A 24,013-nucleotide genomic window follows, 5' to 3' on the forward strand; every position below is an offset into this window, starting at 1 on the left:
CCTTACTAGAATTTGACCAAGCAACCGCTTTTATCGGGAATCGGCTTTATTTTAACTAAGGTATAAACCAAAATTAAAAACAGCCAGCAAGGCCTACTGGGGTAGTAAACTGCTGGCTGGTCATAAGGTTCATAAGGGCAAGCGCAAATGTTCACCAGGTCAACTAGCATTGCCGATTGGGCAGTGCCAGATATCGGAACGCCCCGAACTAGCAGAAGTGGTACAGAAATTCGTCCAAGCAAATCGAGGTTGTAGGTTTGATGTGGGGATGTGAGATAATAAAGTCCCTCCCGATCCACCACCTAACGGAATGTAATCAAAAAATTAGTCATTAAGACAAACGATGGGATTTACGGCATTGCAACGATTACAGGATTGATCTGAGTGTCTGGGATAGTTATTTTCGTAGTTACCGCGAAGCCCCCGACTACGTTGCTGGTTTCGGAGTCTGATAGTTCCTCGAATAGAGGAGCTTGCAGGTTTGTTACTTTGATTTTCCTTGAGAAGTATTGACGTAGTACCATGAGCTTTGTTCACTGCTTTTTGCTTTTATACAAAATATATCAAGCTGGAGACACGATAATCAAGGGTTCATATAAAACATCCTACTTAATACACTTTTCCCACCTACTTCATGCGTTACTCTCATGGGAACGGGATAAATACACAATGTTTGTGAGCTACAATCTTTGTCAATCTTAACTGAGGTGAATCGTGTTTATCGACTACATCACACTCATGTTGATCAATATGGTAGCTGGTTTATTTCTACTGGCTGACTATGTGTATCGTGGTATAGATAGTTCTAATCAAAGACCGTGGATTCCCGGTTTTGGAATTACAGGTGCGATCGCCTTAACAACTGGTTTACACATGAGCTTCACCTGGCCAGTTATCGGTAGCTTCAACATTGCCTTCGGTGAGACAAGTGTCTTATTTGGTATCTTGTTTGTGGCTGCTGCGATCGCACTAGCTCAAGGTTGGGATTTATTCACAATAGCAGTTTACGCTTTCTTTGCTGGTGCAGTTGCGATCGTAGTAGGTATCCGCATCATCAACTTGAATATGACAAAACAACCACTTTTGTCAGGAATCGGCTTTATTTTAACCGGCTTAGGAGGTATTTTTGCAGCGCCAACCCTCTATTGGAAAACCAATCGAACCTGGCGACGAATTGGCGTAGCAGTGCTGATAGTAGCCGCTCTAATTTGGGCATTAACTGGATATTTGTCTTACTGGAATCATTTAGAGGGTTTTCAAAAATGGGTTCCAGCTCCAATGCGGTAATCAATGCCAGCAATGATCTAGGCTAGAGAAATAGTTAAAACCTTGCTTAAGAAAATATGCTGGACTTTCTTAATCCCCTTTTAAATCGCCATCCAGAGCGAGTCAAAGCCAACGTCGAACTTTACACATGGCAAACTTGCCCTTACTGCATTCGTGCCAAAATACTGCTGTGGTGGAAAGGTGTAAATTTTACCGAATATAAAATCGACGGCGACGAAGCAGCCAGAGCGAAAATGGCAGAACGTGCTAACGGTCGCCGTACTGTACCGCAAATTTTTATCAATAACCAGCACATTGGCGGCTGCGATGATCTTTATCAACTAGATACACAAAGTCAACTCGATCCTCTTTTAGCCCAAGCCGCTATTTAGCCTGAGATTTTTAGTCATTGTCATTACCCCCATTTTTGTAACAGTTAAAGTAAGCTGTTGCGCCTTTAATTTGCACTAATATTTTTTCAACATGGTTGTGGGGTGGGCATCTTGCCCGCCCTGATTGTGCAAGTTGTATACATAACAGCTTATTGCAGTGACGCACATCCCCCCTAGAACTTAAGTTCTAGGCTAATAGCTTGCATTCCACTTAAGTGGACTGAAATTCTTGTTTAGTCCTCTTAAGAGGACTTTAGCTATTAGCCTTGGAATTCTATTCCAAGGCGGGATAACAACGAAGCGGATATTGTCAAATGTAAGTAATGACAAGACTTCTATAGCATTTCTCGTTTGTATGCAATACACCCTGACCTCTTTTCTTTTAGGAAAAAAGCTTTACAATCTTATACAAATTTGAAAAAAGAATGCGACAAATAGACCATCTGTAGAGACGCGATGAATCGCGTCTTTACCCAAGGATGTGTTGCAATCATTAATTGAATTGGTATTACTCCCCAACGCTACAAGAGAAGGGGCTGTTCTTGTTAGGTCTGTATTGAACTCAACCCAGAAGCGCTATAATCTGCGGGCTATATACTTTTTCTTCCTCGTAGAATCGGTGTCTCGCCCGTCCAAAGGCGAGCAGAATTTTAAAATTTTTATATTGATAAGTATATGCTAACTAAGTACACAGAATATCTTATACATCAACAATGGATGAGTTCTGCCCTAAAATTAGCAAAAGCAGCAGGTGATGCAGGTGAAGTCCCTGTAGGTGCTGTTATCATTGATTCAACAGGCAAATTGCTAGCACAAGGAGAAAACAGAAAAGAGCGCGACAAAGACCCTACCGCTCATGCGGAAATTCTCGCTCTCAAAACAGCTGCAACAACTTTACAAAATTGGCATCTTAATGAATGCACCCTCTATGTAACTCTTGAACCTTGTCCAATGTGTGCAGGTGCGATTGTGCAAGCGCGTCTAGGACTACTCGTATATGGAGTAGACGATACCAAAACTGGCGCAATTCGTACAGTTATTAACATACCCGATAGTGCTGCTTCTAATCACCGCTTACAGGTAATTGGAGGCGTTCTAGAGTCAGCTTGTCGTGAACAATTACAGGCTTGGTTTGCTACTAGGCGGCATAGAGTAAACTAACGGACAGAGGTAAAACTGTCCATCTAGTACCAGACAAGTCAGGCAAGAGAACTTACGGTGTAACTAATCAGACTTTTCGTTAAATTTTTACCCGTCAATCAGCTGCATCCGTCATGATGGAATTTTACTCTTCATCCGATACCTGCCAGCAGACACCAGCAAATCATCAGGTGGCTGGTACTACCTCAAGGGTTTCTCCTTGGTTAAGTCCTCTGGCATATTTATTAGGTCGTCACTGCCTATTACCATTATTCTTTGGGCAAATTAGCATAACCGGACAAAAAAATATCCCGACAACTGGGCCTGTGATCTTCGCGCCTACTCATCGGGCGCGTTGGGATGCATTGGTCGTACCCTACGCTACCTCTGATTGTCGGAGAGAACAAGACCTGCGGTTTATGGTGACTATTGATGAATGCCAAGGTTTGCAAGGCTGGTTTGTCCGACGTTTGGGGGGGTTTGCTGTAAATTCTAAGCATCCGTCAATCCGCACACTGCGACATGGAGTAGAGCTACTTCAGCAGCAAAAAACCCTGGTTATCTTTCCAGAAGGTAACATTTTTCGTGATGGCCAAGTTCACCAGTTGAAGCCGGGAATTGCTCGTCTTGCTTTGAGCGCTGAATCTAGTCATTCGGGGCTGGGGGTGAAAATTATACCCATAGGTATTAATTACAGCCAACCTTATCCAAATTGGGGTACAGATGTGAGTATTGACATTGGCTCCCCAATCAAAGTAGCGGATTACATGAGTGGCTGTATAAAACAAGATGCCAAAAGCATCACAGCTGATTTAGCAAAGGCATTGCAACAATTAAGCCATCAAGAAACAAAAATTACTAATCATGCATTTGCAGAAATTACTAATTCTTGATCTCATTAAATGTACCCTCTAGTTTTACCCTTTTAAGTGCTTCGAGCTTCTAAAATCTTTACTTTCTCAACTAATGTTGCTATGGTAGTCTGCTGCTCTTTCACTACTTTAGTTAGTAGAGTTACAATATCCATTGAACTCACTCCTTTTCTGCCAGACGTTGCCACTAAAGAAGGCACATCTTCCGCGATAAATCCCAGATGCAGATTTTTGTCGCTATCTGCTTTGTAATTGAACTTAAGGGGGTTGAGGTTTTCTAATGTCTCAAAAGCTTCTGAACTGGAAAGCTCGGCAACATTCTCTTTTAATTCTCTCGATGAAGCCGTTATAAAATAATAAGCCTTAACGTTACCGACAACCTCCAACTTCTCCGATGGCTTTACTGTCCCGATGCCAATGTTGCCACCAGGTCGGATAAACAACCTCCCATCAGCTACACCTGTCTCAACAAAATTTAATCCGGGATTATTTCCACCCAGGTTTTGATTGATGTGCCACTTTGTTGTTCCGTTTGGGGACTCGAAACTGATCAATTCTTCCCCGACACCTCTTCCTCGAATCGCCAAAGGCCAGGAAGGAGTTCCCGGACTTGTTGTTCCAATACCAACACTTCCCGACACAAAAAGATTATTGAAAAAAGTCCCAGATGGCTGTGCTTGTGCCCGACCATTTGCAATTAAGCTAGTAATTATATTTGCGAAAACGAAACCGCCAGTGAGTCCGGCAATTTGACGACGAGAAAGATTATTAGACATTTTTTACTTCTAAGCTCCTGCACTAGTTAAACTTTTGCAAGCATCAGTAATTTAACATCAATCTATACTGGCTTAATCAGAATATTTATTGAGATATATCCAGATTTTTCAAAAAAAATCAAGCTATTTTAAACTCTAAAAACTAAAAAAATAACTGCGGTATACTCCGCTTTCAAAAATAAAAGTCGAGAAACCCACCTCCGTAGGTTAAAAACTCTTCCTAACCTGAGATAATTATTAGAAAAGAAAGTCGGTAGCCGTAAGGACGGACAGTTGGGAACTCTATTAAACCGATTTTCAGTCTAAATCAAAGAAACTTAGGATGCAGCTTTGCTTTGTCCAAGACCAAAACAGAGTTAAGATACCCGAAGTTTCCATAAATTTTCTGTATAGTCGTTGCACTACTTGACCCCATGAACACTGCTGTCGCTGTTACCTTGATGCGCCGTACTCTTTTATCAGTCATAGCAGTCCTCAGCCTGCTATCACCTGTGAATGCTCAGGTATCACAGTTACCAGGTACTACTAGCCCACAACCCATTGACCCCAACGATCCCAATAACCTGCGCCCCATAACCCAAAGTAACAGCCTTTTGAGCATTGAAGGTGGCGATCGCCTCGTCAAAGATGCAGAGCAAGCCGTTTCTGCTCAAAACTACCCCTTAGCTGCCAAAAAACTCCAAGAAGCGCGTCAGGTTTATAATCAGCTATCTAATTTTTATCAAGAGTTAAATTCTAGCTTTTCGGGAATTGACAATAGAGTTTCTGATTCTCAGCGTCAAAAAGCTTTAGTAACAGCGCAAAAGCGAGATGAAGCCACCTTTCAGCTAGCATTGGTACATCGCGCCCAAAATCAGCCAGAATTAGCTGTACCGTTGTTAATTCAAATAATTAAGAGTCAAAACCCGACGCGAGATTTAGGTAAGAAAGCCTATAAACAGTTATTTGAATTGGGTTTTGTTGATTCTCCCTATCCTAGAGAAGGTGGTGCTTCATCTTCCTCATCCCCAAAATAAGTTTTTCCCCTCATCTCCCCCATCTCCCTGAGCAGCAGCTTGAGAACATCCCAGTGCTAGGATAGGATTATCTACCGTAGCTTTGAGCGATCGTCCTCAAAAATCCACCTCAGAGGTGCGTTTATCTCTAGCATTGCCAAAACCTGAACTTGGCACAGCCATTGCTCCATATCTGTTAATAATAGAAAAGTAAGTTTTTTCAGGAATAGCGATGATTAGTCCGCAGCAGGTTGAGGCAATGATCAAGGCGGAACTGCCAGACGCCCAGGTTCAGGTGCAAGACTTGACTGGTGGCGGTGACCACTATCAGGTAACAGTAGTTTCATCGCACTTTGCAGGTAAGGGACTAGTGCAACAGCACCAGTTAGTTTATGGTGCTTTGGGGCAAGCTATGTCAACTGAAGCAATTCATGCCTTGGCAGTAAAAACATATACTCCTGAATCTTGGCAAGCAACACCAGCTTCGTAAACCTAGAGTTAGGAATTAGGAGTTAGGAGTTATGAATTTTTAACTTCTCACTCGTCATCGTTGAATGTAACATAGGAAACACAAATACCATGACGCCAGAACTCAAAGAGAAAATTGATAACTTGCTACAACAGAACAAGATTATGGTTTTCATGAAGGGAAACAAGTTAATGCCCCAATGTGGTTTCTCCAACAACGTTGTGCAGATTCTCAATACCTTGGGAGTTCCCTTCGAGACAATTGACGTTCTATCAGATTCTGAAATCCGTCAAGGAATTAAAGAATACTCTAACTGGCCGACAATTCCCCAAGTGTATATCAATGGTGAGTTCGTTGGCGGTTCTGACATTTTGATTGAACTGTACCAAAAAGGTGAATTGCAGCAAAAGGTAGAGGTAGCTTTAGCCTCGTAATATTTCTTTACGCAAACCAGAAGGTATGTTGCTAGATTTGCGCTTCGCAATCAAGGCAATTTGCCATTTTTAACAAGTGGTAGGGGTTTAAGTCAAGAGCTTCTATCAAGCAGCGCGTGAAAGTGTCGGGGTCTAAATCCCCGTCACAAAACGTAATTGCGAATTGCGAATTGCGAATTGCGAATTGCGAATTGCGAATTGCGACTTGTTTTAATGCCCTTGGAAGGTCAGAGAAATAGTATCTCCCCTTTCAAGGATTTTTTTATGGGTTTATGAATATGAAAAAAATACTTGCTCTGTGTTGGAATTGATTGCAAGGCTAGTCAACAATCCCCTCAGTTGCATTGGCAAGACCAATATAGGGCTGAGGGGATGCGTTTTACGAATACAATGCGATATATCCAAATCTCACACCACGGCACCAGTTGACCAATACAGATAATATGCTATGATTATCTGCGGTAATTAACGGTTACTACTCAACGACTAAGTAAATAGTACTTAGTAGTAATCGTGTTGTGGCTGTGGTTGTGGCACTGCAAAATTTGATCCATCGTACAAGTAGCGGCTGGCTTCCTCTTCTAAGCGATGAATCAGGATAGGTTCAAGAATATTGCCATGTCTTAGTGCGGCTAGATATCCATCCAAATACATCCGCATGTCATCCGTGCGATAACCGCGATTCCATAACTCGACGAAGGCGTCGGTGAGTCTTTGGTAATAGCGGATGGTTTGTGTGTCTTGGAGCATAACTGCTGTATTAAACTCTTTGGAATGAGAATTGTAAATGATTTACGCTCAAAAGTGAACTGTAATTTCACTTTGGCATTAACTCAAAGTCAACACATGTACTTTGGGCAGTACCCTCCTAGCAGCTACAAGCTACTCTAATCCTATTCCAGAAAACATTGATTCTAGTTATCTGCTATTAGTTTTTTTTTGATTTTCATACTTCAACAGCCCAATTGTATTGGTGATATATTAGTGGGTGTAGGAACTAATTTATGCAAGATCCGAATCCACTTTTATCATCAGGCTACAAAATTGTTGTGGTAAAAGCTAGCTGCTTAGGCTATAGTTTTTGGCAAGATGATATCCATCTAAAAGCAGAATGTTAAGCTAGAACGAACTTTTCATAAGTCTAACAACACTTTTGATAAATTTAATAAAAATTTAATAATATTTCTAATCGCCTTCGGCAAGGCATAAATTCAAAGATATTGCCACTATTTTTATGAGGGAATGTAAAGTTAATAGCTATTGAAGTAACAAAGGCTACAAAACCTTATAGATGGGCTTGTTACTTTGAAAGTCATCGACGCTAAGGGGTCTTGCCACTGTGGGTTCGGTTTGTATAGAAATCATTGAGGGGAATCCCCATCTGAGGTCGTTGTTGGGTTGGCACTTGCAACAACTGGAATACCGTGTGCATCAAGCTGCCAGCATTTATCAAGCAAGGGAAGTATTTTTAAGCCATCAACCAACACTGGTAGTTTTGGATGCAGACCTGCCTGATGGTGATGGCATTGAGTTTTGTCGTTGGTTGCATCGTCAGCAGCAGCCTCTAATCTTAATGCTATCTGCCCGTAATGGTGAAGGTGATATTGTCGCAGGCTTAAAGGCGGGTGCAGATGATTATCTGAGCAAACCTTTTGGGATGCAAGAGTTTTTGGCACGGGTAGAGGCACTAATTCGCCGGAAGCGCACACCTACTGCACCAGCTTACTTGGATTATGGCACTTTGCAAATCGATTTAGTTCAGCGCCGTGTCCGCTTTCAAGGGGAGTTCATCGACTTAACGCCCCAAGAATTCAGTTTGCTGTACGTTTTGGCACAAGCTGGGGGAGTGCCTCTGAGTAGGTCAGAATTGCTGCGCCGTGCTTGGCCTGACGCTATTGATAACCCTCGTACCATTGATACTCACGTTTTATCGCTGCGGAAAAAGGTTGAACTCGATCCTCGCCAACCCAATTTGATTCAAACTATCCGCAATGTAGGATACCGTTTTAACATGGAAATTTTGAATACCAATATTTCACAATCACAAACAACAAAGTTAGCTAGAGAAAGATTTAGTAATCAACGTTCAACACTTAGTAGTGTGTGATGGGAGTGGGGAGTGGGGAATAGGGAGTAGGGAGTGGGGGATGTGGTTCGACTTCGCTCACCAACCGGGAGATGAGGGGATAATTATTAACTCTTAACTCCTAACTCAGCACTCAGCACTCTTAATGCCCAATGACGATTGACTAATCCAAAATTTAAAATCCAAAATCGTCTTGAGTTTCTGCTTGAATTAAGCTTTCTCGTAATTCAACCCAGTTGATTTCAGAGACTCTTTGATTTGCGAATAAATGACCTTGTTGTAGATGTAATAACCGAGTGCAAAACATCTGGGCTAGTTCCATCTGGTGGTTTACCATCAAAATCGTGGTTTGATGAGTTTGACTCAACTGGGTTAAGACTTGCATTAGATGAGAAGCAGTACCCGCATCAAGGGCAGAGGTTGGCTCATCTAATAATAATATTTTAGGCTGGATCACTAAGGCACGAGCGATCGCTACTAGTTGTCGTTGTCCGGCAGAAAGTTGCACCTCTGTTCGCCCCAACCATTCACTGGGAATATGCAGTTGTTCTGTCCAGTGACTGACTCGTTGCTCAATTGTCTGTTTGGACAAACCACGCAAAACTAAAGGATAAGCCAAGGCTTGCCCAACTGTCATCCCCAACAGCTTTGATTCTTGCAATACAAGTACAAGCATTTGGCGTAGCTGGATGACGGGAATTTGGTGATATTCTTGGTTTTCTAGATAGATTTTGCCACTAGTGGGTTCAATGAGGCGGTTGAGGAGGCGTAATAACGAAGTTTTTCCACCGCCTACTGATCCTACAATGGCAATGCGATCGCCCTGGAATACTTCCAAGGAAATATCTTGCAATATAGGGTATCCTTGCTGATTACCTGGAAGTTGGGTTTTCAGCTTCGTAAACAGATTAATTTGCTCTAGCCTGAGTGTGGCTTTTGCTGTGTTCAAGGGGAGTGGGGAGTGGGGAATAGGGAGTAGGGAGATGGGGAAGAAATAACCAATATCCCATGCCAATTTTAAGTTAATTGTCTAGTAGTTAAAGCTGTAGCGATCGCCCAGCCATCGACCAATAGTAACAGCAGTGTGAATCCTAGTAAAATCAAATACATCCACGGCTGCGCTAAAGGGCGAACATCTGTAGTATCAATACCCGTCTTTGCTTGGACAATTTGCACGAAACGGGCAAATCCAGCTACACGCATCGGTAATAAATAAGCTTTCCCATCCTGGCTGACAAAGTAATAAACTATTCCTCCTTGACCAGTGGTGCGCGGTTTTAATTCTTTCACATCTGACCACGGTAAAAACCAGCCTTTACGAAAAAAGCTAGGCACCCAGGCGGGGTAAGTAACCTGAATTCCCTGGTCATCTACCGTTACTCGTTCAGTCAATACAGCATATAAGGCAACGAAGCCGATGCTAATCCCTATCCACAATAATCCTGGGGATACTGGTGCAGCTGTTACCTGCGATAAGAAGGGTAATGGAACTGTGAGTGCTATATATAGACTCAGCAGCGTCATCCGAATCAAAGGAGACAGACGAAAAATAGAAGCTGAAATATCGGCTGAGTTTGCTGTCACGGCTCAATTACAATGCTTTTCTTCATTGTACGGTAGGTCTATGTCCTGCCTCGCCTGCCGTATATAAGCTATGCCACTTTAAATAATTCGTAATACTTCGGCTCCCTTCTCTACGAGAGGCTGCGCCAACGGCTTACTTCGACTACGCGGTAGTTAGTTGAGCGCAGTCGAAACTCAGTACAAGTCGCTCCGGGCAAGACGCTCAGTACAAGTTCGTAATTTTTTAGGGTAAATATTTTTGCACTACAATCCAACCAGTAAGGGATACCCAGGCAAATCCTATAAATAGAATAATATTTACGCCGACGTGTAAGGGTCTAGCCCAAGGTCGTCCGGCACTAATTTGCGTCGCACTGAAAGCAGATAGTAAAACTAATGCTACTACTATCAATCCAGCAACTAAATGTGATGAATGACCCAAGGAGCCAAAGTGACCGAGAGTTCCAACAATGCCGATCACTAGCAGTAGTAGTACTAAACTTACCATGCTGATGCCCATTGTATAGTGGAGCGATCGCACCCCTTTATTTCCGCCCATAAATGGCGTAATAAAAGGGAATTGCTCCGAAGTTCTCGCCCGAAACATCCAAACGCCGGTGATTGCTAACATCAGATATGCCAGCAGGGATAACCCCATTGACCAGGCGGCTATTTTCCACAACCAAATAAATGAAGGCAGATTCATAAGATTGATTGTAAATGAGATGGGGGAGATCAGGGAGATCAGGGAGATCAGGGGATAATTCTTAACTCCTAACTCCTAATAAATAATAAATAATAAATAATAAACAAAAAGGATTGCTAAATTAGCAACCCTTAAATTTAGTAAATTTTTTTTTTAATCAACTGATGGTCAACCAACGATTTGTAAGGGTTTTGTAGTATCTCCGATTTTTGTATTAATTTGCTGCACGATAGTCCTGGTATTAATAAGGTCTTTTTCATCTGATGAGTCTGTATCAAACTCAAAAACACTGGGTTCGTCGAGCATTAGGCGATCGCACGGAATCTTATCGGATAAAATTGCACTTGCCATCATCCCTGTATGAATCTCCACTTGGCCTTTTCGCGGAGCTTCAAACACTAAACGTTGTCCAGGGAAAACAACTCTTTCAAAATACCAGTTGGGAATATTGCAGATGCGAGCTACCTGTATTTTGCTCGTGGCATTAATGTAGCAGCAGAGAATTTTTCCCGATTGCTCAGGTGGTAGAGGATCTAATATTTGAGCCATAACTGCTGAGGAGCTTTACGCCACAATTTTACATTACACTACCCAAGCGTAACATTGCCTGATCCCCAGTTGCTGTAGCTCCGACTACCAACTGAACATTTGTAGATTATTTTTTCCTTAAGATATATAGCAGATTATCAAAATTTTGTAAATATTTATGCTTTGTCTGAAATTTTACACTACACCAACATCTTTGAGTTTTTAATCTCTGGCAAAAAAGCTTTAACTTCTTTAAGGTAGGTATAGCGAAGATCCCCTGAGATTGAGCCTAGTTCAAGAATGTATTTTTGTGTTTCATCTATCCCAAGCTTTTAATCTTGGGATCATCGCTTAATCAATGAACTCGATGTTATCGTAAAGCTATATGAAAAATGTCTTCATAAAGCCTCTCTTGATGCCATGCGTTTGCGATGGAAAGCAATTTTATTGATTCCTACATCTGTGAACAAAAGTTTTGCTCTTATCAATAATTTGCTCAAATGTCAAGCAATATTGTCAGAAATTTAAGAGCAGCCAAAACAAAAACACCCTTTAAAACTGGAATTTATCTCGCTTTCCCCAAAGATTGGCAAGATGGAAGTCAAAACACCCATGATGGAAAATCGAATTCTTTACGTTCGCCTTCCTTGTAACCCTATCTTTCCCATTGGGGTTGTCTACCTGAGCGATCACGTCCACAAACAGTTTCCCGATCTTGAACAGCGTATCTTTGATTTGGGAACAGTGCCACCTTTAGATTACAGTTCTGCTCTGGATCGCTGTATCGATGAATTTAAACCGACACTGCTAGTATTCTCTTGGCGGGATATTCAAATTTATGCCCCAGTTGGTGGACGCGGTGGAAACCCACTACAAAACGCCTTTGAATTTTACTACGCGAAGAATCCTCTATTGAAACTACGCGGAGGATTGGGCGGTTTGCGAATCTTCATCGCTTACTATGTAGAATTATGGCGGAATCAGGGCTTAATCAAACGCGGTTTAAAGCGTGCCCAAAAATATAATTCTAATGCCCGTGTAGTTGTCGGTGGTGGTGCAGTTAGTGTATTTTACGAACAGTTGGGTAAAAGCTTACCCCAAGGGACAATTATTTCTGTGGGTGAAGGGGAAACCCTGCTGGAAAAACTTTTAGGTGGTAGAGATTTTCGAGATGAACGCTGTTACGTTGCGGGAGAAACTCAACCACGGGAAAGGCTAATTCACGAACAACCCACTCCACTAGAAAAAACAGCTTGTAACTACGACTATATCGAAAGCATCTGGCCGGAATTTAACTTTTACCTGCAAGAAGAAGACTTTTATATAGGCGTACAAACTAAGCGTGGTTGTCCTCATAACTGCTGTTATTGTGTTTACACTGTTGTCGAAGGGAAACAAGTACGCATCAACCCAGCAGATGAAGTAGTTGCTGAGATGCGCCAATTATACGATCGCGGCATTCGCAACTTCTGGTTTACCGATGCCCAATTCATCCCAGCCAGAAAATTTATCGACGATGCCATAGAACTATTGCAAAAAATCGTCGATTCTGGTATGACAGACATCCACTGGGCAGCATATATCAGAGCCGACAATTTGACACCAGAGTTGTGCGACTTGATGGCGAAGACTGGGATGAACTATTTTGAAATTGGTATTACCAGTGGTTCTCAAGAACTCGTGCGGAAAATGCGGATGGGGTACAACCTGCGAACCGTCTTGCAAAACTGCCGCGATTTGAAAGCAGCTGGTTTCAACGACTTAGTTTCCGTCAACTACTCCTTTAACGTCATTGACGAACGTCCCGAAACTATCCGCCAAACCATCGCCTACCACCGAGAACTAGAACGGATTTTTGGTGCTGATAAAGTCGAACCTGCCATCTTCTTTATTGGACTACAACCCCATACCCATTTAGAAGAATATGCTTTTAAAGAAGGTATCCTCAAACCAGGGTATGATCCAATGAGCTTGATGCCGTGGACAGCCAAAAAACTCCTTTGGAATCCCGAACCCCTTGGTTCATTCTTCGGCGAAGTCTGCTTGCAAGCTTGGCAACAAAACCCCAATGATTTCGGACGCGAAGTCATGAAAATTTTAGAAGAAAAGCTGGGTTGTGCCGACTTAGAAGCAGCACTGACAGCACCAATAGAGACGAAAGAAAAACAGTTAGCAAATGTATCCTAGTGACTTCCAAGTAAAAAAATATTCCATTGCTATTGTTCACTGTTGACCGTTGACGGTTCACGAGTTTTCAGTCAACAGTCAACAGTCAACAGTCAACGACTTGAATGTGGAATAATTTATTTTTTGGAGTTCCCCTAAAAAACACAAATTCTGAATTTCTCCCCCTCTCCTCCTCTGCGCCCTCTGCGCCTCTGTGGTTCGTTTTCATAAAATCCCAAACCCATGTTAGAAGGTTCAATTCTACAAAAGCTAGAAACAGCCCATCGCCACACCACCAGGCCAATTCGATTCGGTGTTTACTACAAAAATACCTTAGTTGCCCTGTGTCATGCTCTTGAAGACCATATCTTAACCGACGACGGTACACCCTTAGTAATCTCAGCCTTCCAACAGGGTAAATGGTATCTAGAAGAAGCTGAACGATATGCAGATATCGCCCAGCGCAGCTCCGAAATTGTGATTATGGCTGCTGCTGAATCTGGCTTTGCTGAACATCCCACAAGCCTTTTACCCAATGTAGACTTAGTGGCATTAGATTCAGTTGATCCAGTAGCTCAGGAGTGGCATTTAATTATTTTATCGCCTAAATACACAGCGATGGTAATTTGTCAAGAATTATCAGAGGCTGATTATGGCAGCACTGGAGTACCGACATCAGACTTAGAGCGCAAATTCTATGGCTTGTGGACATTTGAGCCAGAGTTAGTGCAAGATACAGCAGAAATAGCGATCGCTCACATCAGAAAATACAACCCAGAACTGGCACAAAAACTCACAGCCGATAAAGAACAAATTGTACCGTCAATGGACAGATCCCAAAATTTAGGTGCAGTTGTCTCCCGTGTAGTAGATTATCTCCAGACTGGGCAAGATAATTTATCCATCCCGACAGCGCTTCAGAAACAAACCCTAGATCGCAACTTGGTTTCTAACGAAATCCAAGCCTTTTTGCGAATGGCGCAACTGATGGATATGGCAGATGTCAACAATCCAATGGCAGCTGCGGAAGTGGTAGTTCTTGCTGAAGCGATCGGACAGCTTTTGGATCTTCCCGCATGGCAGATTAAAAGATTGCGGCTAGCGGCTTTATTGCATCGCATAGATCCGTTACAAAATGCAGAAAGTGTCCTCACTTCTGGTATACCCACACGTTACCAAGAAGAGGCCCCCAGTTGTCCTTTAATACCAGGGGCGCAAGTATTGCGAACCATGCCACGACTACGAGCAGTTGCCCAAATTATTACTCACCAAACTGAATATTGGAACGGTGCAGGCGAACCAGCGGGTTTAGCTGGAGATCAAATTCCCTTAGAGTCGAGAATTTTGGCATTATTGGCAGACTTTCAGTGGCGAATCAATCAGCGAAAATCGTCAAATCAAAGCCGAGAACAGATATTTACTCAAGCTTTAGATGAGTGCAAACAGCAAGAATCTATCCGCTTTGACCCTAAACTTGTAGATACCCTAGCTTTATTAGTAATGGGTTTACAACAGGGACTTGACTTACCCTTGATGACACCCAAATTCAGCGCCGGCATCTGGATACTTGATTCCCAATGGGATAGCCACAGCAAGATCAGTGAGGAGATTGGTAGTTACTTTACATGAATATTGAAGCCATTAAATTAGGAAAACTCAAACAACTTCCAGGGGCAAATTTAGAAGACGAGGAACTCTCTCGACTGGATTTAAGCCGGATTAATCTTGCTGGCGCTACCCTTGTCGGCACTAATTTTGCTGGTTCTAAGCTCGAAGGTGGACATTTGGAGGGGGCAAATTTGATGGGAGCCAATCTCCAAGAAACTGACTTGCGGGCGAACTTGATGGGAGCAAACCTGATGCAAGCAGATTTAACAGGCGCTGACTTGCGGGGTAGCAATTTGCGTGGCGCTAACTTGATGGGAGCAAGACTGAGTGATGTGTCATTGGTGGGTGCTTTCTTGAGTGGTGCCAATTTGATGAATGTCAACTTACAAGGCGTTGATTTGCGCGGTGCTGACTTGCGCGGTGCAAACCTAACTGGGGCAAATCTCAAAGGTGCAGATTTGAGTCGCGCCGATTTGCAGGGGGCTTTATTGAGTGAAGCAAACCTCGAAGAAGCCGACTTGCGGGGGGCGAATTTGGCAGGGGCGAATTTGACGGGAGCGAATTTACTCTGTGCAGAGTTAGAAGGTGCAAATTTAAGCGGCGTTAATTTGAATAAAGCGTGTTTGGTGGGTACAGTTGTGGAGGCTGGGTTTTGAATAGGGGTTCATGAACAGTTAATTTATACAAATTACGATGAATAATGTATTGACAATGTGCTTTCGAGACAAACCAGATAAAAGCATGAGTATCCAATAGTAATCTATTCATTCCATATATTCTTTCATATCTTGAAGCGGCTCATCAAAGTCATTAGGCAATGGCAGAACAAACATTCCTATGTTGACTGCGATCGCAAATCGGCAATGGGAACAGTTCAAAGAACTGGAGGCAGATTTTGTATCCCAGTATGGTGTAGAGGTATGGCAAGAGGTTTTTAATTTCCGTCTCAAGCCAGTACTAGATAAAGATTCTGACAGATGGCTACTGATCCAGTGGTGTGGTGAAGGAATTATCTCAGTCAAAAATGTGGCGTAGGTGCGATCGCGCAAGGTGAATTATGGCGATCGTTTTTATTCCCATCCGAAGTTCACTACTTCACCGTTTTGCAGTATTCTTAGCTATTGTTAAAATTTTTGCAAATGAAGCAGGTGAAAATTTGTGAGCCTAAAAGAAGTTATCAGACTAGCAAAGCAGCTTTCAACTGTGGACAAAGTACGTTTGATCCAGCAAATTGCTCCTGATATAGAACGCGAGTTAACAGATAAACTCTCTACCTTTCCCCGCCAATCCTTGTGGGGACTATGTGCTGATTTAGGAAACGCACCTTCTACAGAGGAAATTGATGTAGCCCGTAGTGAAGAATGGGCTAGTTTTCCACGGGAGGATATTTGATGCTGCGTGCTGTAGCTGACACCCATGCAGTAATTTGGTACATTTTTGGCGATTCACGATTATCAACAACTGCCCAAAATACTATAGCCCAAATAGCATCTTCTGGAGATCAAGTTGCTTTCTCCTCGATTACGCTAGCCGAAATTGTCTACTTGAGTGAGAAAGGGCGTATTTCTCCACTAACACTTGAACGCCTGCTTGCATCTGTTGACACAACTGATACTGTACTGCTTGAAGTTCCTTTTAATAGGCACATAGCTGAAGCTTTGCGCTTAGTGAATCGCTCACAAGTACCAGATTTACCCGATCGCATTATTGCTGCTACAGCCTTATATCTGGGAGTACCAGTGATTAGTCGAGATAGCAAAATTCAACTATCTATCGCATTATTGCTGCTACAGCCTTATATCTCAATACGGTTCAGTTAAGGATTTTTGGTACTAATTTTAGACCTGTAGAGACGCGAAATTTCGCGTCTTTACCAAGGTTTTTGGGCTTAACTGAACTGTATTGCCTTATATCTGGGAGTACCAGTGATTAGTCGAGATAGCAAAATTCAACTATCTAGTGTTAATACCATTTGGTGACGGTTATATTAAGTAATCTTTACTCAGTATCACTTTGCTTATGTTATTGACCTATTGTTGTTCTTTAATAATTTTAATTAAAAACACTCCTGTAATAGCTCCGTTCAGCATACCAAATAATAATCCATAAGCAAGTAATCCTATAACAAAATAGACAGTAAAAAGAGTTTTGAATAATGCAATACTACCTATAAAACCACCCAAAGTCCAGCCGAGAGTGTTAGCTAATATCCAACTTGTCCGCAAGTGAGATAAAGAAACATATCTTCTTAAGAAGAACCACTGTTGCACTCCAGTAATAAATCCCCCCAAAAAACCACTGATGAGTAAGAGAATACTGCACACATATTAGAAATATGTGTGTTTAGATAATAACACAAATCACTATATCTACCGTGAATTTGCAGTTTTCCACCTATGAATCCATATATGATAATACCAATAACATTAATTAATATCCACCATCTGCTGAGTCCAATAATTTGCTTTCTTAATATTAACCATTGGGCTAGACCAGGCACTAATGAAGTAAAAAAAATAAATGGAAAAATAAACGAAAAGTAAAGAAGACCTACACAGAAGAAGCTAGTAGCATTTGCTAGTACCCACTGCATCCAAAAATCACTATTTGTCTGCTGATTTTTCATAAACAAATAGCTGAGACAATCAATATTTCTATTTTCATATATGACGCGATCGCTCAGTCCTTCCTCGTATCCACAAAGCTAGTACACTCATTAACAACACCCCCATCACTCCTTGTAGGGGATTATTATTCACACCAGTTACCCAATCAGGAACAAGACCCGAATATTTCACTAATTCCCCAACATTAATAATGTAGTAGCCCCAAACTAAACCACCATGCAAACCAATTGGAAAACCCAAGCGTCCCCTGCGCCAACGCTTTCCCCATACCTGCGTTAACCCCAGCAGTACTAAAGCTGGAAATTGCGGCAGTGTATGAATAATTGCCTCCAAGGGTTTAATAAAGTGCAATGTAGCAAACGCAGTTGCATCTGTCCACAATGCCACATGCGGACTGTAATCTCGTTGTAATTCATCTAACAACCAGCCTCGGAATAACAACTCCTCAGCAAATCCAATACCTAAGCCAACAAGTAAACCCTCTAAAATTACTTTCAGCAAGAAAACTTTTGGTTGTTGCCACACCAACCAACCTAATAAATTTTCTACCCCAAAAAGTATCAGAATATTAATTATCCCCATAGCCAAACCACGCAGTAAATCTACACCGTTTTGCCGCGTGAATTCTAAGCCATAATGCCGCAGAATTTGTGGCTGCTGGTAGACATATTTACCCCATAATCTCAGAAGAAAAATAAATACTCCATATAACAATACCAATGTCAATATACTTTCTAAGTTTGAATCATGCACTAGTAAGTATATTGGTGTAGCCAATGGCAACCATAGCAACAATAAAGTCAAAATAAAAGCACCCAGCCTAATAGGGGCAGGGCGTTCAGCTAAACGAACAAGGTTTTTTTTCATACTAATGTCAGTCACCAGCCAACACTCTATATTTTGACTAATGACCAATACTTCGACTACGCTCAGTACTAGTGATCAATGACTAATGACTAATGACTATTCATCAGGTTCAATCGTGCTACTTAAACCATGACTTTTCAATGTTTCGCAATAGAACTCAGCGTGTTCTAGGGCGCAAGTAATGACTAAAGCTAGCCCGTTAGTATGGGCTTCCATCATGATGCTCACAGCTTGGGGTTGGGTAAGGCTAGGTACAGTGGCTATTAATGACTGTACAACATGCTCCATTGAGTTGTAGTCGTCGTTATGGAGCAAAACGCGATACCGAGGCGCGAGCTTACGGGTTGTGGAAGGCTTTTCAATGGTTTCAACTGACACGGCTCTTTGCTCTTTTCTTGTTGATTCACTACTACAAAGTGTCTGTGTAGCGATCGCTTAACAGTTATTTACCTATTCTATAGTATTTCGGTTCAGATACTATGCTAATAAAACCCTCTGCTGTCAGAGATTGGTCGTATTAGTTTCGCGTAGCCACTTGTGAGGCATATCTCTTAAGACATCGTTGCCTTGAGAGTGCTACCCTAATGTTACAGAAGCAACATTAAAAGTAGCGCATTCTCACTTTTAAAATTAAGGAAGTTGCAAAATAATCCTTGCCCCCGCCTAAACTGCATAATGATGGACATTAGCCTAGATTTTCTTCAACCAGGACAAATTGTGTCTTTAGAGCATGGCGACAGGAATCTGTATGCAGAAGTCATTCAATTTGTAGTTTCCCGCCAGTTGTGCTGGGTGCGTCCTTTATTAATGGTTACTTTGATTCAAGAATCGCCCCTAATTACCGATTTGCGAGATTCATCTGACTTGCTTTGGCCTGCCAATTTATTTCGGCCAGCATTAGACACAGAAGTAATTACCTTCTTGAGCCAAGTTTTAGCAAAAGAACCAAAAACTGAACCTGACTCAGCTGCCAAGCAGCAACTCAATCAGTTTATTCAGCAACTTTGGCAAGCATACCAATAGTCATTAGTCATTGGTCATTAGTCATTAGTTATTCTCCCCCAGCTTCCCCTTCTCCCTTATGCCCAAAAGCAATTAACATTAACTAATTCTGGCGGTTCTAAACCTCATCTAAGTTGAGAACCGTAGTTTTTGCCCTCACCCTAAATCCCTCTCCCAGATATAGGAGAGGGACTTTGAAATTCTGGCTCCCCGAATCCCAATCTGGGGGATAGGTTGGGGATGAGGGGAAATCCTTTTCATCACCGAAGAACTACAGGTTTCAAAATAGACGCGGTTTAAGTCAAGAAAGCTAAGATTATCAGCAAGTTTTGTAGCTTTTTATAAAATTTCGTTACAAAACTAAATTACGAATTACGTTAGCGCAGCGTTAGCGAGTCTTGCCTACGGCACGCTGCGCGAACGAGCGTCATTACGAATTACGAATTATTCTAATATCCCAAGTTAGGAACCAACTGAATTCTACCAGCATCCATCTCTGCCATTAATAATTCCAGAGCTTCGTAATCAACGTCAGAAATGTAACCCAGTTCCGTCAATTCTGAGTTGATTTCATTTTCAATCTCAGGAGTTAATTTTTTGATGTCAAGAGCCTTTTCTACTAATTTACGAATAGCGTACTTAGTTTTCATAAGCAATAACCTAGATTTATATGATACTAATTATTCCAAATTTACCTAAGCATAAATAGTGATCTAATAGTCATATAGATCACATTTTAATTAGTTAAAGAAATAATTCGCTATGAGGATGTAGTATGCCATCAGCAACGCTAAGGTGAGGAATTTAACTTACCGTTAAGACTTAGCTAAATTAGCTTCAGTTATAGATCAAGCAAGTTTTATCAGCATACTTACTGATGATTTGTCGTTCCTACGGCTATCTATAGTTGATTGTTTTTGAACTAGCATAAAAAAAAAGTATATATAAGCACATTTTACCCCGAAATTATGACAATCTTTAAACAGAGATACTAAAGCAATAAAGATTCAGCAAAGAGAAGTAAGACGTATGGTCGATGCAACAAAATAGAGTTTATGTTCAAATAATTCTTAGCTTGACGCTTTAATAATTCTCAATAGGATGTAACTATGCAGGCAGTGCTGAACTATCCGAAGATTGCAGTTATTCGCCCCCAAGGTTTTTTGAATGCTACAAACGCCTTGGAATTCGAACGAGATATGACCACAGCGTTAGCACAAAATGGTATTTCCATCTTGGTAGTAGACCTTGCAGCAGTAGAATCGTTAGACAGCGCGGGGTTGATGGCATTGTTATCTATACACAAGCTGGCTCTTAGTTTAGGAAGGGGTTTCCAACTTGGCGCTGTTGCTCCGTCAATTAGAATTATTTTTGAACTAACGCAACTCGATAGGGTGTTTGAAATATTGGATGGTGAAGTTGAATTGGCTGCAACATAACTTTATGTAAAAGCACAAAGGTTCGGGTATGAAGTGGACTTTATGTAAAGGAGTTATAAGTTGCAACGGTAAACTCGGTTATAAAACCTAATTCAATGCTAATGTTGGGTCTGAGTAGCTGTAATTAAGGTAGCTAGAAGATAGCACAGTGGCTGTTGCAGTTGAAAAATTAATAACATCGGATATTTTAAAACCAGGGCGTTACCTGGGTAATGAGCGTTTAGCAGTACACAAAGATTGGGATACGGCAGCAATACGCTGGATATTAACTTACCCAGAAGTATATGAAGTCGGTGCATCCAATTTAGGGCACATCATTCTCTATAACATTTTGAATGCCCAACCGCGTCAATTGTGCGATCGCGCCTACCTCCCAGGAAAAGACCTGGCAGCCAAACTACGCGAAACTAATACGCCATTGTTTGCTGTAGAGTCAAAGCGATCGCTCACAGAATTCGACATTTTAGGTTTTAGCCTCAGTTACGAACTGGGTGCAACTAATATCCTAGAAATGTTGGATTTAGCTGGAATTCCCAAGACGTGGCGAGAACGGCAGAAGAAAGTTAGGGGAGATGAGGAAGTAACGGAAGATGAGGAAGCAATACCACCCTCATCCTCCTCATCTCCTTTTCCCCTAATTTTTGCTGGTGGACAAACAGCAACATCTAATCCTGAGCCTTATGCCGACTTCTTCGACTTTATCGCCCTTGGAGATGGAGAAGAACTGCTGCCAGAAATTGGCTTGGTATTGGAAGAAGGCAAACAAGCAGGATTGAGTCGGGAACATCTGTTACTGGATTTGGCACAGATACCAGGCGTATATGTCCCTCAGTTTTACGACATGGCAGAGGATGGCTCAGTTTATCCTCGTCGCCCAGACGTACCAAAACGAATTTTGCGACGGGTTGCAACTCCCATACCCGCGTATTCCATTGGGTTAGTTCCCTACGTGGAAACGGTGCATGACCGCTTGACCATTGAGATTAGGCGTGGTTGCACTCGTGGCTGTCGCTTCTGTCAACCAGGAATGCTAACTCGGCCAGCACGGGATGTAGAACCCGATAAGGTTGTAGAAGCAATTGAACAAGGGATGCGAGCAACTGGTTACAATGAGTTTTCCCTATTATCTCTGAGTTGTTCTGATTATTTGTCCCTGCCAGCAGTGGGAATGGAAATCAAAAATCGGTTAAAAAATGAAAACATTTCTCTGACTCTACCAAGCCAACGGGTAGACAGATTTGATGAAAATATTGCCAATATCCTTGGGGGTACGCGGCAAGGTGGACTGACTTTTGCTCCCGAAGCTGGAACTCAGCGAATGCGAGACATCGTGAATAAGGGTTTGACTAATGAAGAATTGTTGCGGGGGGTGAAAACTGCTTGGGAGCAAGGCTGGGATAAAATCAAGTTGTATTTTATGATTGGCTTGCCGGGTGAGACGGATGTTGATGTTTTGGGCATTGCCGAAACAGTCAGCTGGCTACAGCGAGAATGTCGAGGCAAGGGCAGAAAACCTCTAAACTTTAACCTGACGATTTCTAACTTTACACCCAAGCCCCATACGCCATTCCAATGGCACTCAGTTTCTACCACTGAATTTAAACGCAAACAAAACCTGTTGCGGCAAGAATTCCGCCGAATAAAGGGAGTGAAGGTAAATTTTACCGATGTTCGCATTTCGGCAATGGAAGATTTTGTGGGACGAGGCGATCGCAATTTGAGCAAAGTAGTTCAGCGTGCCTGGGAATTGGGTGCTGGTATGGATTCCTGGTATGAAAATTTAGATCAGGCTTTTAGCGCTTGGGGAGATGCGATCGCTGGGGCCGATCTAGACTGGAAATACCGCCAAATAGAAAATGGCGAATGGAATTTGTCTCACGCACAAGATCAGAATAGATCGGAAAATGCCCAATTCTCAACTCCTAACTCCTCACTCCTAACTCCTAACTCCCCACTCCCCATTCCCCACTCCCTCGATACTCCCCTCCCTTGGGATCATATTGATACTGGAATTGACAAAAAGTGGCTCAAAGAAGACTTGCAACGCGCCTTAGAAGCTGCAATTGTACCCGATTGCTCTTTTGAAGGTTGTTCCCACTGTGGCGTATGTGGAACCGACTTTGGCCATAACGTTGTAATTGAATCACCTGCTATCCCGAAGTTCGCTGGCGAGTTTGTCCCCAACACAACGAAGGTACAAAGATTGCGAGTTTGGTTTGGGAAACAGGGTAATATGGCTTTGGTAAGCCACCTAGATTTAATCCGTCTGTTTGACCGAGTTGTGCGGCGAGCAGGTTTACCAATCGCTTTCACTGGTGGATTTCATCCAATGCCGCGAATTTCTGTAGCAACTGCTTTGGCTCTAGGAGCTACTAGTAGTGGTGAAATTGCAGATTTTGAGTTAACTGTACCAGTGGCAGTTGATACTTTTCGAGAAAAGTTGGTTCGGGAAATGCCCACAGACATACCTATATATGATGTGGAGCAGATAGATTTAAAAACTCCGGCAGCGACTCAACTGCTAGAAACAGCAGAATATTTAATTACCGTAGCAGCACTCGGCGAAGAAGTAACACCTATACAATGGCAAGAATGGATTGATACCATCAAAGCAAAAGACGAACTGTGGTACGAGCATACAACAAAGTCAGGCAAGAGCCAGTTAATAAATCTGCGCGATCGCTTATTTGAACTGGAATTAGTAGAAACCCACAAAGGCATTGCAGAATCTATATCTGTTATCCGTTATGTAGGTAGCTATCGCCAAGATGGTTTTCTATTGCGTCCTGAACAAATCCTGTTTATGCTAGGGATGGTGGCTAATGGAGAATTCCAACTCCTGCACATCCACCGCAATCGGCTAATTTTAGGGGTATAATCCCTGTAGGGCAGCTTGCTAGTAGTTGTCCTAACGTGGCTATATCGTTGGAATTGATTTTTAGCAAGGTTGCGTTAGAATGGGGTGAAGAGAAATTTTCTGGCGCTGCATTGAATTTAGCTGGTTCACTACCCTGGTGTTCAGGGGGCGAAAGCAAAGATATTTAGAGTGCAAATTCTAGGATTTTATCCCAGACAAA

28 protein-coding genes are annotated in these 24,013 nt (G+C 42.2%); 17 read left to right on the top strand and 11 right to left on the bottom strand.

Annotated elements, in window-relative coordinates; translation table 11 throughout:
• Positions 1-5: 5 nt before the first annotated feature.
• A complete protein-coding gene (locus D1367_RS31260; RefSeq protein WP_181984949.1) occupies positions 6-302 on the bottom strand; it encodes a hypothetical protein in 297 nt (98 codons plus the stop codon).
• 412 nt (positions 303-714) lie between these two features.
• Here D1367_RS31260 and D1367_RS24480 point away from each other — a divergent pair, with 412 nt between their 5' ends.
• The 4 genes from D1367_RS24480 (at position 715) to D1367_RS24495 (ending at position 3,691) form a co-directional block, all read left to right on the top strand.
• Positions 715-1,287, top strand: coding sequence for a DUF981 family protein (locus tag D1367_RS24480; protein ID WP_118168932.1), 573 nt, complete (start codon positions 715-717; stop codon positions 1,285-1,287).
• 56 nt (positions 1,288-1,343) lie between these two features.
• Positions 1,344-1,658, top strand: a complete 315-nt coding sequence (gene grxC, locus D1367_RS24485) for a glutaredoxin 3 (RefSeq protein WP_099102680.1) — start codon at positions 1,344-1,346, stop codon at positions 1,656-1,658.
• Positions 1,659-2,333: 675 nt separating this feature from the next.
• Entirely contained in the window at positions 2,334-2,819 is a 486-nt protein-coding gene (tadA, locus tag D1367_RS24490) for a tRNA adenosine(34) deaminase TadA (protein WP_118168934.1), read from the top strand.
• Positions 2,820-2,932: 113 nt separating this feature from the next.
• Positions 2,933-3,691 carry a lysophospholipid acyltransferase family protein gene (locus tag D1367_RS24495; RefSeq protein WP_181984950.1) on the top strand — a complete coding sequence of 253 codons (759 nt, stop codon included), beginning with the start codon at positions 2,933-2,935 and terminating at the stop codon, positions 3,689-3,691.
• A gap of 32 nt (positions 3,692-3,723) precedes the next feature.
• On the opposite strand, the gene D1367_RS24500 is transcribed toward D1367_RS24495, so the two are convergent.
• The gene (locus D1367_RS24500; protein ID WP_118168938.1) at positions 3,724-4,446 is read right to left on the bottom strand and encodes a tail fiber domain-containing protein; all 723 of its coding nucleotides are present in this window, start codon (positions 4,444-4,446) and stop codon (positions 3,724-3,726) included.
• A 413-nt stretch (positions 4,447-4,859) separates the two neighbouring features.
• On the opposite strand from D1367_RS24500, the gene D1367_RS24505 reads away from it, so the two are divergent.
• From D1367_RS24505 to grxD, 3 genes are all read left to right on the top strand, one after another.
• Positions 4,860-5,462 (top strand): hypothetical protein, encoded by a 603-nt coding sequence (locus D1367_RS24505; RefSeq protein WP_118168941.1) that lies wholly within the window; start codon positions 4,860-4,862, stop codon positions 5,460-5,462.
• 211 nt (positions 5,463-5,673) lie between these two features.
• The gene (locus tag D1367_RS24510; RefSeq protein ID WP_100899811.1) at positions 5,674-5,931 is read left to right on the top strand and encodes a BolA family protein; all 258 of its coding nucleotides are present in this window, start codon (positions 5,674-5,676) and stop codon (positions 5,929-5,931) included.
• An 89-nt stretch (positions 5,932-6,020) separates the two neighbouring features.
• On the top strand, positions 6,021-6,344 hold the full coding sequence (gene grxD, locus D1367_RS24515) for a Grx4 family monothiol glutaredoxin (protein ID WP_118168943.1): 324 nt from the start codon (positions 6,021-6,023) through the stop codon (positions 6,342-6,344).
• Between the two features lie 501 nt (positions 6,345-6,845).
• On the opposite strand, the gene D1367_RS24520 is transcribed toward grxD, so the two are convergent.
• Positions 6,846-7,094, bottom strand: coding sequence for a DUF6761 family protein (locus D1367_RS24520; protein WP_118168945.1), 249 nt, complete (start codon positions 7,092-7,094; stop codon positions 6,846-6,848).
• Positions 7,095-7,683: 589 nt separating this feature from the next.
• Between D1367_RS24520 and D1367_RS24525 the strand changes: the two genes are divergently transcribed.
• A complete protein-coding gene (locus D1367_RS24525) occupies positions 7,684-8,451 on the top strand; it encodes a response regulator transcription factor (RefSeq protein WP_118168946.1) in 768 nt (255 codons plus the stop codon).
• Between the two features lie 154 nt (positions 8,452-8,605).
• Here D1367_RS24525 and D1367_RS24530 read toward each other — a convergent pair whose 3' ends face one another.
• From D1367_RS24530 to D1367_RS24545, 4 genes are all read right to left on the bottom strand, one after another.
• Positions 8,606-9,379, bottom strand: coding sequence for an ABC transporter ATP-binding protein (locus D1367_RS24530; RefSeq protein WP_118171642.1), 774 nt, complete (start codon positions 9,377-9,379; stop codon positions 8,606-8,608).
• A 68-nt stretch (positions 9,380-9,447) separates the two neighbouring features.
• A complete protein-coding gene (locus D1367_RS24535) occupies positions 9,448-10,014 on the bottom strand; it encodes a hypothetical protein (RefSeq protein WP_118168948.1) in 567 nt (188 codons plus the stop codon).
• 223 nt (positions 10,015-10,237) lie between these two features.
• The gene (locus D1367_RS24540; RefSeq protein WP_118168950.1) at positions 10,238-10,699 is read right to left on the bottom strand and encodes a DUF4079 domain-containing protein; all 462 of its coding nucleotides are present in this window, start codon (positions 10,697-10,699) and stop codon (positions 10,238-10,240) included.
• A gap of 168 nt (positions 10,700-10,867) precedes the next feature.
• Positions 10,868-11,248, bottom strand: a complete 381-nt coding sequence (locus tag D1367_RS24545; RefSeq protein WP_118168952.1) for a DUF1830 domain-containing protein — start codon at positions 11,246-11,248, stop codon at positions 10,868-10,870.
• Positions 11,249-11,821: 573 nt separating this feature from the next.
• On the opposite strand from D1367_RS24545, the gene D1367_RS24550 reads away from it, so the two are divergent.
• From D1367_RS24550 to D1367_RS24580, 6 genes are all read left to right on the top strand, one after another.
• Complete coding sequence (locus D1367_RS24550) at positions 11,822-13,414, top strand: photosystem II high light acclimation radical SAM protein (protein ID WP_118168954.1); 1,593 nt, start codon at positions 11,822-11,824, stop codon at positions 13,412-13,414.
• Between the two features lie 222 nt (positions 13,415-13,636).
• On the top strand, positions 13,637-15,022 hold the full coding sequence (locus tag D1367_RS24555; protein WP_118168956.1) for a DICT sensory domain-containing protein: 1,386 nt from the start codon (positions 13,637-13,639) through the stop codon (positions 15,020-15,022).
• Positions 15,019-15,657, top strand: coding sequence for a pentapeptide repeat-containing protein (locus D1367_RS24560; RefSeq protein ID WP_118168958.1), 639 nt, complete (start codon positions 15,019-15,021; stop codon positions 15,655-15,657). The genes D1367_RS24555 and D1367_RS24560 overlap by 4 nt, the downstream gene beginning before the upstream one ends.
• A gap of 181 nt (positions 15,658-15,838) precedes the next feature.
• Positions 15,839-16,036, top strand: coding sequence for a hypothetical protein (locus tag D1367_RS24570; protein ID WP_118168960.1), 198 nt, complete (start codon positions 15,839-15,841; stop codon positions 16,034-16,036).
• A gap of 123 nt (positions 16,037-16,159) precedes the next feature.
• A complete protein-coding gene (locus D1367_RS24575; RefSeq protein WP_118168963.1) occupies positions 16,160-16,393 on the top strand; it encodes a hypothetical protein in 234 nt (77 codons plus the stop codon).
• The gene (locus tag D1367_RS24580; RefSeq protein WP_118168965.1) at positions 16,393-16,821 is read left to right on the top strand and encodes a type II toxin-antitoxin system VapC family toxin; all 429 of its coding nucleotides are present in this window, start codon (positions 16,393-16,395) and stop codon (positions 16,819-16,821) included. Before D1367_RS24575 ends, D1367_RS24580 begins: the two co-directional genes overlap by 1 nt.
• A gap of 210 nt (positions 16,822-17,031) precedes the next feature.
• Here the strand turns inward: D1367_RS24580 and D1367_RS24590 are convergent, their stop codons facing one another.
• From D1367_RS24590 to clpS, 3 genes are all read right to left on the bottom strand, one after another.
• Positions 17,032-17,325, bottom strand: coding sequence for a hypothetical protein (locus D1367_RS24590; RefSeq protein WP_118168968.1), 294 nt, complete (start codon positions 17,323-17,325; stop codon positions 17,032-17,034).
• Positions 17,326-17,661: 336 nt separating this feature from the next.
• Positions 17,662-18,495, bottom strand: coding sequence for a CPBP family intramembrane glutamic endopeptidase (locus D1367_RS24595; RefSeq protein ID WP_118168970.1), 834 nt, complete (start codon positions 18,493-18,495; stop codon positions 17,662-17,664).
• Positions 18,496-18,591: 96 nt separating this feature from the next.
• Complete coding sequence (clpS, locus tag D1367_RS24600; RefSeq protein ID WP_100899825.1) at positions 18,592-18,873, bottom strand: ATP-dependent Clp protease adapter ClpS; 282 nt, start codon at positions 18,871-18,873, stop codon at positions 18,592-18,594.
• Positions 18,874-19,173: 300 nt separating this feature from the next.
• Here clpS and D1367_RS24605 point away from each other — a divergent pair, with 300 nt between their 5' ends.
• Positions 19,174-19,518 (top strand): hypothetical protein, encoded by a 345-nt coding sequence (locus tag D1367_RS24605; RefSeq protein ID WP_181985214.1) that lies wholly within the window; start codon positions 19,174-19,176, stop codon positions 19,516-19,518.
• A 428-nt stretch (positions 19,519-19,946) separates the two neighbouring features.
• Here D1367_RS24605 and D1367_RS24610 read toward each other — a convergent pair whose 3' ends face one another.
• Positions 19,947-20,147: a hypothetical protein gene (locus tag D1367_RS24610; protein ID WP_118168972.1), complete on the bottom strand. Its 201-nt coding sequence runs from the start codon at positions 20,145-20,147 to the stop codon at positions 19,947-19,949.
• Positions 20,148-20,606: 459 nt separating this feature from the next.
• Between D1367_RS24610 and D1367_RS24615 the strand changes: the two genes are divergently transcribed.
• On the top strand, positions 20,607-20,936 hold the full coding sequence (locus tag D1367_RS24615) for an STAS domain-containing protein (protein ID WP_118168974.1): 330 nt from the start codon (positions 20,607-20,609) through the stop codon (positions 20,934-20,936).
• Positions 20,937-21,084: 148 nt separating this feature from the next.
• On the top strand, positions 21,085-23,814 hold the full coding sequence (locus D1367_RS24620; RefSeq protein ID WP_118168976.1) for a TIGR03936 family radical SAM-associated protein: 2,730 nt from the start codon (positions 21,085-21,087) through the stop codon (positions 23,812-23,814).
• Positions 23,815-24,013 lie beyond the last annotated feature (199 nt).

Origin of the sequence: Nostoc sphaeroides (assembly GCF_003443655.1) — a bacterium.
Classification (GTDB): domain Bacteria; phylum Cyanobacteriota; class Cyanobacteriia; order Cyanobacteriales; family Nostocaceae; genus Nostoc; species Nostoc sphaeroides.